Here is a 17,898-nt window from a genome sequence, read left to right as displayed (position 1 = left end):
GTAGGAGGCCTGGTAGTGGGTAAACGTGCTGTGGTTTGGCGCGGATTCTTTGTAATTTCCCCCCATGAAAGTATCTCAACTTATCGGCTCCACGCTTCGCCAGGTGGAAGGGCACACGCCCGGAATGACTTTTTTGCTGCGGGCAGGCTATATACGAAAGCCTTTGGCTGACACGACGATATTGCTCACCCTGGGACAAAAAGTAGTGGATAAAATCGCTGCTGGTTTTGCGAAAATACTTAACCTTGCTGGTGCAACGCAAATACAGTTACCTGTCCTTCCGCCGGAAGATTTTTGGTCGAAGTCCGGCATCAGTGACGTGTTGCCTCAGGATGTTATGGCGCTGTTTACGCACTACATCACCGGCGAAATCACTTCCTACCGCCAACTCCCCAAAATCGCCTGGCAGATACGGCCCGCCTCAACCTCTGGCTCCGGAAGTATGCTGGATGTATGGGCAGTCGCTGCTTCTCAGGCAGAGTTGTCTGAGATCATGTCAAAACTTCATCTCCAGTTTGCCGAAATCTTAAACAACTGGATGATCCCCTATATTGGAATCCATGCACAGCCCGGTATTTCTGGTGGTAAAGCGGTTGGGATTCTATCGCCATATAACTTCGGAAAGACCCGCTATTTGATAGAATCAAGTGATTATTACCCTGCGGAAAATACGGTAATGCCTGTCAGTAAACCAGTTCCTCCGGCTGAGGTTTTCCTGCCGGCAGAAAAAGTATATACACCCGCTACGGCCAGCATTCAGGAACTGGCCGATTTCCTGAAAATACCAGGATCGAAAACCGCCAAAGTGGTATTTTTTACTGGAAAAGTTATCCGCAAAAAACAACCACAACTTATCATTGCCGTCATACGCGGCGACCGGGAAGTAAATGAAATGGCTGTCCGAAATCATACTGGTGCGGTTTCTCTCCGTCCTGCGACGGAAGCGGAAATTGCTGCGGTGGGCTGTGTTCCCGGCTTCGCCTCTCCGGTGGGTATTCGCAGGGAAAATGTGATTGTCATCGCTGATGACGAAATCCCACAAACGGCCAATCTGGTTGCCGGCGCCAATGAGAAAGATTATCACATACAAAACGTTTGCTATGGCAGAGATTATACGGCAGATATTGTGGCGGATATTGTGCTGGCTTCCGCTGGTCTGCCCGGCCCAAACGGAACCCCGCTGGAAGAGCGTTGGGGGATAGAATTAGGGAAAAAGATAGTCCCGGGGACCTGGTATTCAGACGTTTTACATTCGTCTTTTATGAGCGAACAGGGAAAGCCGGAACCTTTTCAATTAGGGTATTTTCAATGGGATCTCGAAATGATCCTCGCTGTTTTGTCGGAAATTTACCGCGATGAGAATGGATTGGAATGGCCGGACGAACTGGCGCCATTTGATATAACACTGATATCGCTGGAAGATTCGGATGAGACGACAGAAGAAGCAGCCAAACTGTATGAAAAACTACAAGCCGCAGGCAAGTCGGTATTGTTTGACGACAGGCACAAAAAAGTCGCCGGCCCGGGCGTGAAGTTTACTGATGCCGATTTGCAGGGATTTCCTTTGAGAATTACCGTATCAAAGCGCGCATTGGAAGAGGGCGGAGTAGAAGTAAAAAAAAGAGGGGCGGCGGAAAAGAAAATTGTAAAAATAGAGGAACTCCTCACCCCACCACCAGCGAACGCATAGAAATCGAGCCCATTACCAGATGTTCGTTGAAGAAATGGATTTCTTCTTTCTCCTCCGTGACGCCCAAAGCATAAATCAAAGGAAAATAATGATCAGGTGTCGGAATGGACAATGCCGCTGCCTGCCCCAACTTCTGGTAGTCGGCCAGCGCTTTGATGTCGCGGGTTTCTATCAATTGTTTGGATTTGGCATCAAACTCTGCTGCCCAGTCAAATGACTGATTGGGATTGCGGAAATTGATCATCCGGAGGTTGTGCACGATATTGCCGCTGCCGACGATCAGTACACCTTTTTCGCGAAGGGATTTCAGCTCGCGGGCCAGTTCGTAGTGATACATGCCCGGCTGGTAATAGTCCAGACTGAGCTGAAAAACGGGTATCCGGGCTTCCGGATACATCACCTTCAGCACTGACCATGTGCCGTGATCGAGCCCCCATTTATGGTCAAGTTCGATATGGGTTTTGGTGGCGAGTTTTTGTGCTTCGAGCGCAAATTCGGGAGAGCCGGGCGCCGGGTACTGCACATCAAACAATTCCTGCGGAAACCCGCCAAAGTCGTGAATCGTAGGCGGAGCCGCCATAGCCGTTACCTTCGTTCCCTGAGTCAGCCAATGGGCAGATACACAAAGAATGGCTTTGGGTACAGGCAGCTTCTTCGCAACCTCTTTCCATCCGCGGGTAAATGCATTATCTTCCAGTGCATTCATCGGAGAACCATGACCCACAAAAATCACCGGCATCCTGGGGCCGGGAGCAAAGCCATCAGTAATATTTTTTAAATCTGAAAGATTCATCGTCCAGGGCGCAGCCAAAATCGCTGCAATTGATGGTAATACAACACGTCGTTTCATTTCGACGATAAAATTAATGTTTAAACGTTGATTTTTCAAATAAGTTCAACGCCGCATTTGGCAAAAGCATCATTTTTACATTTTGTTACGTCCTAAAAGTATGAAAAATCTAATACTATCTTCAATCTGTGTGGCAGGACTGATTTTCTTATGCTTTCCTGTTTTTTCACAAGCGCCTCAGGGGCAATTATTCATTCATACTGCCCAAAACCTTCTTGAGTCGGATGGCGAACTGGGGTATATCAATTATCCCGAAGCAACCTACTACAAACTGGACTCGGTAAACGTGAGAGATTTCGAAATCGAGGGAAGCAGTCTTCTCTCCATCGGAAAGAATCTGTACCGTTATGATCTTGCTACCGGGCAGAAAACCGACAGTCTGCCGGGTATATTTGGTAGCCGCGTGGAAATATGGAATGACCGCCTGGTTACGATGCACGACTCTGTGCCGTATTTGCGGGTGTACCGGTCAGACTTTTCGCTGGATTTTGTGGTTGACACACCGGTTATGCGGCCTTATGCTATCGACTTGCTGGTCGCGGGAAATAAAGCCTTTATCACCTATGGAGACAGTATTCAGGTGATTGATTTGCAGACAAAATCTGCAATCCCGTATTTTCACAACACGCCTGTCCCTGTGGCAGCAGGAATTTATAGTTATATCTATCAGGCAAACGGAAAAATTTACGCCAATTTTGACTGGGCTACGGCCCTGCCCAGGGTAACGGTTGTGGAAATCGATACGTTGGTGGACTCCGTCCGGTTTGTTGCGATGGGTATATTTGGTTCCTCTTACTTCAATCCTGTCCCTGCCGATCAGAAAATATATATGGGTTGGTTTCTGGGATACTATGATTTTGTACAAGACACTTTTCTGACCAATGATACCCTGAATATGTTTGCCGTTGCCTGGGACGAACTTACCGAGTCTTTATTTACGATGAATATTGACTTTGGCATACCTGTCGTAGAGGTATCTTATCTGCAAAATGATACTTTCTCGACACCGGTTTCTGTACCCGGCTATATAAATCTCGCCAGACTCCGGAGTGGATACCGCACACCTGTTGAGGATTTGTGGGGGAATGGTTTGGACATTAAAATATACCCAAATCCCACTTCCGGACAATTGTTTTTGTCTTTGGACCATTTGCCCGGGCAAGAAGTCGAAATCACCATGTTTACTTCTCTGGGGCAAAAGCTTTTCAGCAAGCCATGGACTTCAGGAGAAACGATAGACCTGACGGGTTATACAGAAGGGTATTATCTGTTAAGTATCCGTTTGGGAGAAATGTATTTTTCCCGGAAAATACAGATTCAGCGCTAACCTATTTATCGTTGTACCTGTCTACCCGCTCCCGCTCTTCCCGAGTCAGTTGTTCGTAAAGTTTGGGAAAATAGGGCTGATTGATAAAATATTTGATCAGATCTTTTTCTCCGATATTGACGCCATTTGCCCGTAAAATTCCCAGCATCATCGGAATCCAGCTCAGTTCGCTGTAAAGGGGAGCTACGGGGTTTAGGGGAGCAGCGGGAGCACCAGGTCTCACATAACCCGCTACATTTCTGCTTTCTGCTGTCTCCGGTGAAATGCTGCGGGTGCGCATTTGTTCTGAGGGAGAGGGCGCCATCGCGACCATGGGCCGAACTTCTCGTTTGGTAACTACATCCGCTATGACGGGACTTTGGTTTTCCAGTTCCTGCAAACGTTGTTTTTCATTGTCCACCACAAACTGAGTCGTCTGTACAAACAGTTTCTGAACAAACAGCTTAAATGCCGCCACATTATAGGCATATTCTTCTCCGGTAGCGTACTTAACATCGCGTGCTACATTTTCAACATAAACCGTTCCGCCAGACCAGAGATAATAACCACGGACGATCTCCTCATCCAGTTTGATTTTCATCGGTTCGATGGGTTTCCTTACGGTCTGTGCATCATTGGGCCCTTGATATTCATAGGTATTTCCCGGTAGCCAGTCAGTATGAAATTCGACCTGCCGAAGTTCTGGGTTAAATTTTCCGTAACGAAGCAGAATATGCCGGAGGAATACTTTATCAAAAGGCTCGATATTTTTTCGGCTGAGATTTTCATCGACAAACCGTACCAGTTGGTCCTCTGCGCCATGGTTGCTGAGGAGAATAATTTTTTCAAAAAGACCTGAAAGGTTTTTATTCATGATTTCCGCCTGCGGGCCGGGTTCATTTTCCCGGTCGAGGTGGTACACATGATTGGGATGTGTGCGGAGAAGGTAATTTTTCTCATAAATTGCCAGCGAACCCAAACTCCCGAAATCAAGGGTGATGGCCTTGTATTGGTCGGAATATTCGCCTTTCATCTCCGTGTAGGTAGCCAGGCGAAAAAGGTTGTCAGGAGATAAATTGTGGTCAACGAGATAGTGGTTGATGATGTCTTCAAATGAGGAAAAAGCACCATCATTCTGCGCGTTCAGGGAAAAAACAGAAACCAGAGAAACAAGGGCAATAAATGCTCGTCGTGGGTTTAGTGTCATAACAGACCGATATACTAGCCAAAAAATTATAAGAACCAGGGAAAATGTCAGGGAAACCCCATTCATTCAGCCAAAGTAAGAATTCCTCCGAAATTATTTCGGTTAAATATTCCGGAATCAGCAGTATGTTCGGTTTAACGGATTTAAATCCTGTTTGAAAAGGAAAGCATAGACTTATCTATCCTGAGAGGTTTCTGTTCCCTGTGATAGATAAGTCTGGCACCATTTGTATTATTTAATCATCGGCAGACTTACCAGCCTTTTTTCCGCTTCATCTACGCTGCCAAAACCCAGCAAACCACCAGATGCTTCCGCAACCTTTTGAGCGAGACTCCGCCAGCTTTCTTTCAGCAGGGTTGCATATTCAGGGTCTATTTTAGGTAAAATGCTATTCACCCCGGCAAGCTCTCCGGTTATAAGGGCCTCACTATTCTCATTCCATCCGTCAATCAGTGCGTCAAGTGAAGATTCAAATCCCTCTTTCACCGCTTCATAGTAATTTTGAAGTTTTGGCTCAGAAGTAAAAGTCCGGTAATGTACCAGTTTGCCGGCCCAGTCTGTTTCCTTTTTGGATATATCATTGTCCGCCCCTGCGATAAGTACTGTAATCAGTGCGGGGGCGTTGGTAAGTAGAGCAGATTCCTGTTCAGTAAGATTGCTAAATTGTTTAATTGCCATAAGTGATACACTTTTTCGCAAAAATAGCGTAAAAATTTTCTACTAACGAGTATTCCCGATTATTTTTCATATTGACCTTCCCCACGTATATTTGAAGTCCCCGAAACTCCTTGTGGAGTGCTCCGGAACTCAACCCTGATTTTATGTCTTATACACAAACCATCGCTCAGGAACTGCAGCTGGCGCCCCGTCAGGTGGCCGCAGCGCTCGCATTGCTCGAAGAAGGCGCAACCATTCCGTTTATGGCCCGCTACCGCAAAGAAGTTACCGGCAGCCTTGATGAAGTACAACTGGCTGCAATCCGCGACCGCTCCGAACAATTGCAACAGCTCGACAAACGCCGGGAAGCAATCCTCAAGTCTCTTGAAGAACGGGAGATCCTTACCGACGAACTCCGCGCTTCCGTGGAAAAGGCCATCACCATGAGTGAACTGGAAGATATTTATCTGCCCTATAAACCCAAACGCCGCACAAAAGCTACCATCGCCAGGGAAAAAGGCCTTGAACCGCTGGCCAAAACCATCCTCGAACAACTCTCTAATACAGACCCCGACCGCGAAGCCCAGGCTTTTGTAAATCCTGAAAAGGAAGTGAACAATACTGATGAAGCCCTTCAGGGAGCTCGTGATATTATCGCTGAATGGGTAAACGAAGACAAAGATGCCAGAACCAAAGTCCGCGATCTGTTTGTCCGCCAGGGTATTGTAGAGGCAAAAGTGATGAAAGGAAAAGAGGAAGAAGGCGCCAAATACAGCGATTATTTTGAGTGGAATGAACCTATCAGCAAAATTCCTTCACACCGTCTGCTCGCTATCCGCCGGGGGGAAAAAGAACTGATGCTTACCCTTTCGATCCGGCCCGAAGAAGAAGAGGCTTTTTTTGTGCTGGAAAAACAATTTGTCAAGGGCCGCGGTCCCTGTGCCGAACAGGTGAAAACTGCCGTTCAGGATTCTTACAAACGCCTGATGGCCCCTTCGATGGAAACAGAAGTGCGTATTCTTTCCAAAGACAAAGCTGACGAGGAAGCGATAAAAGTATTTGTGGACAATCTCCGCCAACTGCTGCTTGCCGCACCTTTGGGTGATAAAATGGTAATGGCCATTGACCCTGGTTTCCGTACAGGCTGTAAAGTAGTATGTCTGGACCGGCAGGGGCAGTTATTGGAAAATACGACGATTTATCCACATCCCCCGCAGCCGCGGTCTGCAATGTCCACTTCCACTATCCACGAACTGGTGGCCAAACACGGCATTGAGGTCATTGCGGTGGGAAATGGAACCGCCGGGCGTGAGACAGAGGCATTTCTCCGCGATATAGGCCTGCCTTCCCATATTGCAATTGTAATGGTGAATGAAAGCGGCGCTTCGATTTACTCGGCTTCCGAAGTTGCCAGAGAAGAGTTTCCAGATCACGACATTACTGTGCGGGGCGCAGTATCCATTGGCCGCCGGCTGATGGACCCACTCGCAGAGCTCGTCAAAATCGACCCCAAGTCCATAGGCGTAGGGCAATACCAGCACGACGTCGATCAAAATGCCCTGAAAAAGAGCCTCGATGACACCGTCATCAGCTGCGTAAACGCCGTCGGCGTGGAGGTCAATACAGCCAGTAAACAACTGCTGACCTATGTATCTGGCCTTGGTCCGGCGCTGGCACAGAATATTGTGGACTACCGAAACACCAACGGCCCTTTCCGCAGTCGTGCCGCATTGAAGAAAGTGCCCCGCCTTGGCGATAAAGCATTTGAACAGGCCGCAGGGTTTCTCCGAATCCGCGACGCGAAAGACCCGCTTGATGCAAGCGCCGTTCACCCCGAAAGTTATCATATCGTATCCAAAATGGCCGGAGATCTGGGGGTAACCGTTGCAGATCTGATCACAGAAGACATCCTTCGGAAAAAAATTAATCTGAAAAACTACGTCACAGAAACCGTCGGTCTTCCCACACTCGAAGATATCCTGAGCGAATTGGCAAAACCCGGCCGCGACCCCCGCGAAAAATTTGAAGTTTTCAGCTTCGCCGAAGGCGTCAACGCGATTGAAGATCTGCACGAGGGTATGGTATTGCCTGGAATTGTTACCAATATCGTCGACTTTGGGGCCTTTGTAGATATTGGCGTACATCAGGACGGACTGGTTCACCTCAGCCAGATGGCTGACCGCTATATCAAACACCCGACCGAGGTGGTAAAAGTACATCAGAAAGTGCAGGTGAAAGTTATTGCCCTGGACATCAGCCGCAAGCGTATCAACCTTTCGATGAAAACCGGAGAGTCGCCTGCCCGGCCGCCCAGAGAAAACCGCGAGCGCCGCGACGATCATTCCCGGCGCCCCGACAATCGCGACCGTCGCGACCAGTCCTCTTCCCGCAGCAACGAGAACGAATTTATTCGCTTCAAGAAAGACCAGCGCAGGAAGTAAATGTAGAATGACAAACTTAGGGGGCACAGATTTGAAACCATCTGCAAGGGCAGACAGGCGTCGGGCCTCGAGAACTACAGAGATAGTTCAATGTAACTTCGCGTTACTGCCTGTCTGCCTTTGCAGATGCGTGGTACTTTGCGAAACTCTGCGTTCAAAAGCAGGGAGATGATCTCCGATCAGCATCTCGATGGTTCACGCAGAGTACGCCAAGGAATCGCAAAGGAACGCAAAGGGTGCTATAGTCTCTGCGTTACTTCGCGTGGTACTTTGCGAAACTCTGCGTGAACCGGGGAATATTTGATCGGAGATCGCTGCGATAGATTTTAACGCAAAGAGCTCTAATATGAAAAATAAATAAAATGGATAAACAATTCCTTAGCTGCGACTGGGGCACATCCTCCTTCCGGCTGTTGCTGGTAAATGCCGAATCCGGCGAGATTATCCATTCTCTATACACGCAGGAAGGAGTGGGGGTACTTTTTCGCCACTGGCAGGGGCTCAACACAACAGAAGACAAGGAAACCTTCTTCCTCCACTATCTGGGCAAACAGGTAACCTCTTTTCACGCGTTGGCCGGCTCCGGTTTTTCCCCCGAAAAAATCATCATCTCCGGTATGGCATCTGCTTCCATCGGCATGCGGGAGCTCCCTTATGCGACGCTGCCCTTTTCCCTTGACGGGACAAATGCGGTGATTGACCATATTTTCCGGGAAGAATTATGCCCTTACCCGGTCGTACTGGTCTCCGGTGTAAAAAGCGACGACGATGTCATGCGGGGAGAAGAGACCCAGATGCTGGGCCTGAGAGAAAGGGTCGGCATGGATTCGGCTGTATGTGTATTGCCCGGAACACATGCCAAACATATCTTCGCAGAAGCCGGAAAAATCACCGGGTTCCGGACCTATATGACGGGAGAAATCTTCCAGCTTTTGCAGAAGCAGAGCATTTTGGCAGCTTCAGTAGCGGAGGAAGCGTCAGGCTGGGACAAAAACGCATTTTGCGAAGGCGTACACCGCGCACAAAAGCAGCCATTGCTTCAGTCATTGTTTTCCGTTCGCACGGGAAGTCTGTTTGGCGAAAGAGACTTGAGGCAAGGATATCACTACCTGAGCGGACTGCTGATAGGCAGTGAAGTTGCCGGTATGGAAATCACCCCCGCTCAGAAAATCATTCTGAGCGCACCCGAGCGCTTGCGCGAAGCCTATAAGACTGCGCTGGAAGTTTTTGGCTATGAAAATCAGACAGAGGTGCTTTCTTCTGAAGAAAATAACCACCTCGCCCTCCACGGGCATTTGCAGATAAACCGAAGCGTTTATTAAGCCATACGTCCCGTTTATTTACTCAACCGACACACTTGTACATTCCCCTATAACCCCTTTTTGCAAGGGGCGTAAGAACTATTATAAGCAACAGAAACACAGATACTTACGACAACAGACACAGACATTACTACAACCCTGGAAAACGTTTTACAACAACAAACACAGATATTTTATCCAGACAAACAGCTCTTTACAACAACAGCTCTTTTTTCAAACAGACACAGTAAACACGACGGTCCGACGCTAACCTTCACCATGAAAGAATAATACGACTTGATTTTGATTTGGAGGACCCTAACGGAGACGGTTTCCGTGCAATTGCCGGAACCGCTCCTGTTTTTATCATTTGCCACAGCTCTTGCTTTAAAATCCAACATTAGTTTAGCCATGTAGCCCAAAAGTCCCGCCCCCTTGCGGGATTTTTTTTTGTCCTGCAAGGGTGTAAATTACACACCAAAATCAACAACTATATGACACTGGTAAAACTGAGCAAAACAAAATTTGGCATCAACCTTGGCTTTTTATCCATAGATTCTGAGTGGGAAATCGACGAAACCCAGAAAAACGCCTCCTGGGAGATGTATGTGGAACTCATCACCCGCATTTCTACTGCACCTTTAGAGCCGGGGGAAGGATTGCTGCGCGAAGCACTTTCATCGCTTTATAGCCTGTTTGGCACCACCCGCGAGATTCTCCGCAAGTACGGCCCTCCTATTGCCACCCCGGGAAACCCCGATGACATTACCTTCGGCCATCTGGCTGTCGCCATACTCAACAAAGTCCTTCGCCCTGTGCTTGCCAAATGGCACCCGCAGCTCAAAGACTGGGAAGATCATCGCCCCAAAGACCTGAGTGTCACAGCCCATGAAGCTGCCTGGCCACAAAATGAGGCCCTACGCAGTGAGATTAACAAAATTCGCGGCAGATTAATGGAATATGCCAACGTACTCGCCGAAGTATCAGGCGTGGCAAAGCTGACGGATTACCCTTCAGAGAGTTGATATATTCCTTGATTATTAGTATTTTAGTCATAAAATAAACATTATATCTCAATGGTACTTCTGGTGAAAAATAAACTTGAGGAAATCACTATACTTTGCCAAAAGTACAGAGTGAAAAAGCTCTGGATATTTGGCTCAGCGGTAATTCCTGAGCATTTTCGCCCAGACAGTGATTTGGATTTTTTGTACCAGTTTGATGATAATGGTACTTATGATCCATCATTTCCTTACGCTGCTAACTGGTCTGATATGTTAACAGCGCTTCGGGATTTATTTGATCGTGAAGTGCAGTTGATTGCATACGGCCCTTTTAAAAACCCCTGGTTTCGCGATTCGGTAGAAGCAACCAAACAATTGATCTATGACCAAAACACCCCAAAAGTGGCTGTTTGATATTATCGGATATGGAGAATTAATTCGAGGGTATCTGGATGAAATGCCTGATTTTATGGCTTACACTTCAGATAACAAAACAAAGTTAGCTGTTGAACGCTGTCTGGAGATTGTTGGAGAAGCCTGCCATAAACTTAGAAAAAACTATCAGATTATTTTAAGTTTTTCCGATCGCACATATAACTTCAGAGGAAGTCTGATTCATCAATACGATGAAATCAAAGATCAGACTATTTATCAATTTGCCTTGAATGATATTCCTGTCCTGGTCAGAGAAGCAAAAGAATTAATGGATACTTATGAGGATGATTAGGTAATCTCCCTTTGATGCAGGTACTCCCCTCCCCAAAAAAATTTTTCGTGACCGCCTACGGCGGTCTGGATTAAAAGTACAAAAGATAAAAGGTTTAAAGGGTAAGAGGGTAAAAGTGCCAAAGGGTTAGCGCCGGACTACCCGAAATCCTATAACATTATTCAGATCGAAAGGAATGTCCCCGTTGCGGTAGGAACAGCGACAGTCTAAGGCCGTTTCGAACCAGGACCCGCCACGAACCACCTGATCGGTTTGTTTTTTTTCCGGGCCGCGCGGATTTTTTTCAGGACTATTTTGGTAAAAGTTTTCATCATATCCGTCCCAGCACCACTCATAGACATTGCCGCTCATGTCATATAGCCCGAGGGCATTGGGAGAAAATCTCCGGACGGGTGTGGTTGCGCCCCGGTTTTCCCCTTTCTGAATCCAGGAAGCGATGGTTTTGTCAAAAGTATTGTAAACATGCTGTCCGTCGAAATTTATCTCCGAAGGATCGGCTATGTCTTTCCCGTTGCCAAACCTGATATTTTTGCCGCGTTCTCTTGCCGCGTATTCCCATTCCGCTTCTGTGGGCAGGCGGTAGCCGTTGTTTTCCCAGAGAGCAATTACGGTTTGACCGTCGGGGTGTTCATATACGGGTTCCAGCCCCTGTCGTAAGCTCAGCCAGTTGCAGTAGTGAGTGGTTTCGTACCAGTTGACATTCACCACAGGGCGATCGCCCCTGCCAAAACCCGAATCCCGGGGCAGTTCACGCCCGGTGTCAAGGCAATACATGCCAAATTGCCAACAGGTGACGGGTGTTGCGCCCATCCAAAAACCATCCACTTCAACCATGTGTTCCGGCCCTTCTTGTTTATAATATCTTGCGCCTTCTGTGCTGCCCATTTTGTAACGACCGCCTTTTACCTCAACCAACGAGGGGAAAAATCTGTCGGTATGAATGATAGAAGTATCAATATGGGGTATATTCCAATTGGCAGAAATATACCGATTCATTTCAGCCATCAACGCCATACATTCTTCTCGTTTTTCCTCCAGCCCGAGTTGTTCAAAGGGATAGGGCAGGTGTCGCGCCAGAGCCAGTATCCTTTCCGGACGGATTCCTTCCTGCCATGCGATATGGAGGTTGTCCAGCGCCTGGACAAAACGCAGGTGTTCGATATCTTCTGCTGCGCTGCGCAGGGCCAGCCGCTGGCGGTCGTATTTTTGTGTGAGATAACGTTGTTTGTCGGTTTGTATGCGTTGCTGAATCTCGGGCGGCACTGCTGACATCCCCCACTGCCCGGTTTCGATAAGGGTGATATCCGTCTCGCTGAACTGCACCTTTTGAATGGCGATTTTTTCCTTAGCCCGGATAATAAAAGCCGCCTGCTGACCCGGCAGAGAAGAAGTTTCATATCGCTTCCGGACGATACGCGCCAGGGCGTCATGAGCCAGCCGGGAGGTGTGCGCTTCGTCCTGACGAAGCAGGAGATACTGGTCTGCCAGACATTGTTGTATTTCTTTCAGCCTTCCCGGCCAGCGGGCCTCAATATGGGCATAACGCGCCACATAATCCCCGCCTGCCTGCGTAGCGGCAGTGAGGTCAGGGGTAGTATAGAAATAAAGGATATCGTTGATCAGACCGGAAGCAGCGGCTTCTGGAAAGGTTTTTTCGACTGCTGCCAGTTTGTGGTTTTCGAGGTAGGATTGCAGGGAGGTTTCCGGCTGATATTGATCCAGCTTCAGATAAATGACCCCGCCATGAGCGGCCCTTTCGGCTGCTTTGTACAGGTTTTCCAATTGAAACTGTAGCAGCGGCGCAATATGTGAAACCTCATCCTGCGTAATATCGCGAATCAGGGCTGCTTCCAGCAGGGGATCCAGTGTTCCAAGCCGGGGAAACATTTTTTTTACCTCCGGTGTGTCAAATACCCCGCGTATGGCCCTTCGCACACTTTCTTTCCCAAGCGGGCGCAGAGAGTATTCGAGGTAATTGATACGGTAATCTTTCAACTGGTCTTTGATGTCCGCGAGGTATTCCTTGCGGAAACCCAAAACGATTTTTACCGTGTCGGGAGCCCGCTTCAACATTTCAAAAAAGGCGGGTTTTTCGTCATCGGCACCCCGGTCGGTGAGCATTTCTTCCACCTGGTCGAGCAGGATAATACGTTCTGTTTTTTCACCTTCATCTGCCTTCGCGATAAGATTTCCCAGAAGAATATGCAGACCTGCGGGCGATTGGTCAGCGCCAGTTTGTTTTTTTCTCCGGTCGTAGCTCACGTTCCAGCCCTTATATTTTAGCCTTGGAAAAATCCCCGCATTCAGCAGAGAGGATTTGCCTACACCCGAAGCCCCGTGCAGAAGCAGGATTTGCCCCGGAGCCAGTTGAGTGATATATTCGTAATACAACCTCCATATATCCTCATCCCGCCCGAAAAAAAGCGGCGCATGTGCCTCGTCGAAGTGAGGAATGCCAATGTAGGGGCTGTCGAGATAGCAAAGTTCCCGGATAAGATTGGCGTTAAGTGGAAAGTCATTGAGAGGAAAAAGCGGTACTTCGCCGGATTGCGGTTGAGGGCTCATCACACCATTCAGCCTTGATTGCAGGGCCTGAATGGCTATCTCTGGTTTATCGGGGTTAAACCACTCACCTTGTAAACGGAAAAATGGTTCCAGTCCTTCGGGCGAAACCTCCGCAATATTTTTTTCGGCGGGCCATTTTTTTATGCCTTGCAGAAGAATGGGGATAATAATTTTATTTTCGTCAAGGGCAATCTGGATTTCCTTCCGCACCCAGTCATCTTCCCGGAAGAGTCGGCGATCAGTTTTGTATTCGCCTAATTCCAGCCATTCGTCACCATGGATAAACGCCAGAAAAACCTTTGCTTCCCGTATCGCCTGTGGAATTGTCGCCGCCCAGTCTTCCCCGCTTTGTATCGAATGATAATCCTGAAAGACGGCATCCTTTCCAAAGGTATTTTCGAGCAGCAGGCGTATGGTCGTGGCATGACCCTGCGCTGCGTTTTTGCGGTAATTGAGAAAAATAAGGGGCTTTGTCATTTCTGATAGGAGATATATTCCTGTTCGGTAAACGAAAATAGTCAATTCGTGGAGAAAATGAAGGGGGAAATGTGATTTGAAAGGATTGAAGTTCTCTTCGGGAGATGTGGTGGCCGGAGAATGGTGATTGAGTAGGCGTATGCCTGGGACGCCGGAGGTGTCCAAAGTTTGTAGCCACAAGGCTACCCTCTCAAATTTTTTCCCCATGCTTGCGCCTTAGCGCGCCTGTTAAATGAAAAATCAAAAAAGTTTTAAAGTATAAAACCCTTCCCTGAGCCAAGTCGAACGAGGTAAAAGTGCCAAAGAGCTAGCGCCGGACTACCCGAAATCCTATATTAACGTGAGTTTTGGGTAAGCAAACTTGCTTAATCCTGAAAAGGTTCTTCACTATCGCTCATCTCCAAAGGACTCCCTGGGAGATGAGCGATAGCGAGGAAGGGCCTTTTCCTTAGACCGTCATAGACGTAGGTATTAAATTCTTAATTCTGTTATTTTCAATGAAATACTGTTAAAAAACCTAAATCCCCTATCCCCAACCCACATTAAATAACACCTTGCAAAAACAATTTTTAAACCCAACCTCCCTCAAGAAAAAAAAAATTCGTGACCGCCGAAGTTGAAAATCTGCTTAGGCAGGGCGGTCTGGGTTAAAAGTACAAAAGTAAAAAGTTTTAAAGGGTAAAACCTGCCCTGAGCGAAGTCGAACGGGGGGAAAAAGTGCCAAAGGGTTAGCGCCGGACTACCCGAAAACCTACATTAAGATTCAGAAGGAAAGGATTGACCCTGAAGCGGTAGGAACAGCGACAGAGCATTGCTGTCTCGTCCCAGGACCCGCCACGAACCAACTTTCCGCTTTCAGAAGAGTTTTCCGGGCCGGTCGGGTCTTTGACACCTTCGCTTGAGCGGTAATAATCTCCCTCACTCCACCGGTCCCAGCACCACTCATAGACATTGCCGCTCATATCATAAAAGCCGAGAGCATTGGGTTGAAAACTAAAAACGGGGGTTGTACGGCCCAGTCCTTTTTGGCCGGTCTGGGAGATATACGATTTGTCATTGTAAGGGTGTGCATAATCGTAGTTCATCTCGTCGGGGTGGGCAATATCTTTGCCATTGCCAAAGCGCACATTTTTTCCGCCCTCCCGGGCTGCGTATTCCCACTCCGCTTCGGTAGGGAGGCGGTAGCCGTTGTTTTCCCAACGGGCGATGACGGTGTTTTTATCTTTATGTTCATATACAGACTGGAGGCCGTGGCGTTCGCTCAGCCAGTTGCAGTAGCGGGTGGCTTCGTACCAGTTGACATTGACTACGGGTTTTTCGCCTCTGCCAAAACCCGAGTCGCGGGGCAAATCCTGTCGGGTAGCCAAACAATAAAGGCCATACTGCCAGCAGGTGACGGGGGTTTCCGCCATTTCAAAGCTGCTCAGATGTACGGTATGCACAGGTTTTTCGTCTGCGTATCCTTCCTCGCTTCCCATCTTAAAACTTCCACCGGGTACGGGGAGCATAGTGGGGAAATAGCGTTTTTCCAGAATTTTTTGATCTGTTGGGGGCAGTTGTTCTCCGGCCAGTAGCTGACATTTTTCAAGGCCATCAGATTGGTTGAGTTCGCGAAAAACAAAAGGAAGTTGTGTCAGCAATTCTTCAATTTTTTCGGGTAAAATGCCTTCTGCGGCGGCCAGTTCGAGGTTATTTAGTGCCTCTTCATAGCGAAGATGTTCGTGGTCAGAAAGGGCAGTTTCATAAGCCAGCCGGAAACGGTTTTCCCGCTCTTTTCGGTATCGCTGCCGGTCTTTCTCCATCTGGGCGGCAACTTCCCGGGGTATTTGCGGCATGCCTTTTTCCCCTTCATCCACGGAGAGTAAATCCGTCTCGCTGAATTCGGAGTTCAGACCTGCGCGTTTCTCGCGGGTTTTGGTTTCGATGATACGTGCAGCGCGTTGTCCGGGTGCATCGGAGTTGTTGAACCGTTCCCGAACCAGGGGCGCCAGCGCATCGTGTGCCAGGCGGGTGGCGGGGCGTTCCTCCTTACCACAGGGGATCATCAGTTGGCAATGGTTTTTGAGCTGGGCAAAAAGTTCTGCAAACTCGCTGATATGTAAATAATCGGCTGCAACTTCAGCATCATCTTTTTCCCTTGCCGTGAGGAGGTCAGTGGTATAAAGACAAAGCAGATTCCAGATCAGGCCATTGTCGATATAAGTCTGCCAGGCAGGCAGTTTCTCAGACAATTTTTGCAATTCAGCCTCGATCAGTTCTCCCAGTGAAGTTCTTCGTCTGGTGAGATAGACTTTTTCGGTGAGGGTTATCCATTCGTAGTCTGCGTTTCGAGCCTGGCTGGCTTCCTTCCACAGATTGTGAAGCTGATATTGAAGCAGGGGAGCGATATGTGAATCAGGGCGACGAGGATCCACCAGATCGCCTGTCATCTGGTTTACCAGCCCCGGTTCGATATGAAGCTGGTAATGATTACTCATCAGCTTATCTTCAGATATACCTGAAATCGCTTCCCTGACGCCGGCTTCAGTCAGCGGGCAGAGATACATTTCCTGGTCTCTTGTGGGCACAATTCCTTTTGCGGCAATCAGCGCTTTGATCGGCGCTATATGTTCCGAGCGAAAGGAGAGCAATATTTTGATGTTGGAATGATGCTGCCGGATAAACCCCAGCAGATCAGCTGTGGCGGACGGTTCTTCTTTTCTGTTTTCCCGCGGATTTGTAAACATTTCCTCCACCTGATCGAGGATGAGGAGCGTGGGTTTTCCCGACTCGCAATATGTATCCAGCCAGTTTTGCAACTGGCGGTGGAGGCCGGGTTCTTTGTCTCTCCGCAGGTAGTGGGAGACAAAACGGTCTTCAATCCGGGGCAACAAACCCGCATTCAGCAGAGAAGACTTGCCTGCTCCTGATTGCCCGTACAACAAAACCACCGGAAAATTGGAAACTGCCCGGCAGAGGCGAAGCGATTCTTCTGTCCGGCCAAAGAAAATGCGGGCATCTTCCGGGCGGAAGTAATTTAATGCCATGAAAGGCACTTTCGAATGGGGGAGATGATATTTTTTGGGTAGGGGAAATTCGCGCGCCAACTCGTCGCGAAGACTGGGCAAAGGACTATCAGTTACTTTTTCCCCGCCTTCCGGCAGGAAAGGGAGTTCGGGCAACGTGCGCAGATAGTTGATCAGCGCTTCTACGTCCCGGCGAAGGTTTTTTTCGTCACATGGGAAATATTTTTTTTCTGAGAGGAAGCCAATAGAAGATACTTTTCTTGACAACCAATCGCCCGTTTTCTTAAAATCAACCTGGTTGAAGAGCACCAGAATAATGGTTTTATCTTTTTCAGCAGCGAATTCAATTTCTTTACGAACCCAGTCATTAGGATTGAGCAAACGCCGGTCGCCTTCGGCATCTGTGACATCCTGCCAATTTTCACCTACCACTACCAGCAGCAGCTTTGTCTGTTCCAAATGTTGCCCGATAACATCTCCGATTACCTCGCCGTAGGAAATGGATTCAGTATCCAGAAAAACACTGCCGCGCGGGAGCTGCTCCTCAAGGCATATGCGGAGATACTCGGCGAAACCTGCGGTATCGTCCTGGCGGTAGTTGATAAAAACTGAAGTAGGTACTGTCATGGATCATGTCACTGCACAATGGCAATATATGGATTTTTTGG

At 48.3% G+C, this 17,898-nt stretch carries 12 protein-coding genes; 7 read left to right on the top strand and 5 right to left on the bottom strand.

The window, feature by feature from the left end; genetic code table 11:
• The first annotated feature begins 64 nt into the window (after window positions 1-64).
• Window positions 65-1,690 carry a YbaK/EbsC family protein gene (locus R3D00_26925; GenBank protein ID MEZ4776838.1) on the top strand — a complete coding sequence of 542 codons (1,626 nt, stop codon included), beginning with the start codon at window positions 65-67 and terminating at the stop codon, window positions 1,688-1,690.
• Here R3D00_26925 and ygiD read toward each other — a convergent pair.
• Complete coding sequence (gene ygiD, locus R3D00_26920; protein ID MEZ4776837.1) at window positions 1,665-2,540, bottom strand: 4,5-DOPA dioxygenase extradiol; 876 nt, start codon at window positions 2,538-2,540, stop codon at window positions 1,665-1,667. The two genes, R3D00_26925 and ygiD, sit on opposite strands and share 26 nt — an antisense overlap.
• Window positions 2,541-2,640: 100 nt before the next feature.
• Here ygiD and R3D00_26915 point away from each other — a divergent pair, with 100 nt between their 5' ends.
• Entirely contained in the window at window positions 2,641-3,867 is a 1,227-nt protein-coding gene (locus R3D00_26915; protein MEZ4776836.1) for a T9SS type A sorting domain-containing protein, read from the top strand.
• Window position 3,868: 1 nt separating this feature from the next.
• On the opposite strand, the gene R3D00_26910 is transcribed toward R3D00_26915, so the two are convergent.
• The gene (locus R3D00_26910; protein ID MEZ4776835.1) at window positions 3,869-5,053 is read right to left on the bottom strand and encodes a hypothetical protein; all 1,185 of its coding nucleotides are present in this window, start codon (window positions 5,051-5,053) and stop codon (window positions 3,869-3,871) included.
• A gap of 231 nt (window positions 5,054-5,284) precedes the next feature.
• A complete protein-coding gene (locus R3D00_26905) occupies window positions 5,285-5,731 on the bottom strand; it encodes a hypothetical protein (GenBank protein MEZ4776834.1) in 447 nt (148 codons plus the stop codon).
• A gap of 143 nt (window positions 5,732-5,874) precedes the next feature.
• Between R3D00_26905 and R3D00_26900 the strand changes: the two genes are divergently transcribed.
• The 5 genes from R3D00_26900 (at window position 5,875) to R3D00_26880 (ending at window position 11,183) form a co-directional block, all read left to right on the top strand.
• Window positions 5,875-8,151: a Tex family protein gene (locus R3D00_26900; GenBank protein ID MEZ4776833.1), complete on the top strand. Its 2,277-nt coding sequence runs from the start codon at window positions 5,875-5,877 to the stop codon at window positions 8,149-8,151.
• 362 nt (window positions 8,152-8,513) lie between these two features.
• Window positions 8,514-9,473: a 2-dehydro-3-deoxygalactonokinase gene (locus R3D00_26895; protein MEZ4776832.1), complete on the top strand. Its 960-nt coding sequence runs from the start codon at window positions 8,514-8,516 to the stop codon at window positions 9,471-9,473.
• Window positions 9,474-9,946: 473 nt separating this feature from the next.
• Window positions 9,947-10,477, top strand: coding sequence for a hypothetical protein (locus R3D00_26890; protein ID MEZ4776831.1), 531 nt, complete (start codon window positions 9,947-9,949; stop codon window positions 10,475-10,477).
• A 51-nt stretch (window positions 10,478-10,528) separates the two neighbouring features.
• Window positions 10,529-10,870, top strand: a complete 342-nt coding sequence (locus R3D00_26885) for a nucleotidyltransferase domain-containing protein (protein ID MEZ4776830.1) — start codon at window positions 10,529-10,531, stop codon at window positions 10,868-10,870.
• Window positions 10,839-11,183 carry a HepT-like ribonuclease domain-containing protein gene (locus R3D00_26880; GenBank protein ID MEZ4776829.1) on the top strand — a complete coding sequence of 115 codons (345 nt, stop codon included), beginning with the start codon at window positions 10,839-10,841 and terminating at the stop codon, window positions 11,181-11,183. Before R3D00_26885 ends, R3D00_26880 begins: the two co-directional genes overlap by 32 nt.
• A gap of 126 nt (window positions 11,184-11,309) precedes the next feature.
• Here R3D00_26880 and R3D00_26875 read toward each other — a convergent pair whose 3' ends face one another.
• Together R3D00_26875 and R3D00_26870 are read right to left on the bottom strand one after the other, a co-directional pair.
• Window positions 11,310-14,225, bottom strand: a complete 2,916-nt coding sequence (locus tag R3D00_26875; protein ID MEZ4776828.1) for an SUMF1/EgtB/PvdO family nonheme iron enzyme — start codon at window positions 14,223-14,225, stop codon at window positions 11,310-11,312.
• 728 nt (window positions 14,226-14,953) lie between these two features.
• Complete coding sequence (locus R3D00_26870; protein MEZ4776827.1) at window positions 14,954-17,857, bottom strand: SUMF1/EgtB/PvdO family nonheme iron enzyme; 2,904 nt, start codon at window positions 17,855-17,857, stop codon at window positions 14,954-14,956.
• Window positions 17,858-17,898 lie beyond the last annotated feature (41 nt).

This window comes from Bacteroidia bacterium (assembly GCA_041391665.1).
GTDB lineage: Bacteria > Bacteroidota > Bacteroidia > J057 > J057 > JAGQVA01.
Note: the sequence above shows the minus strand (reverse complement) of the source record. Positions and strands in the feature narration are given on the sequence as shown.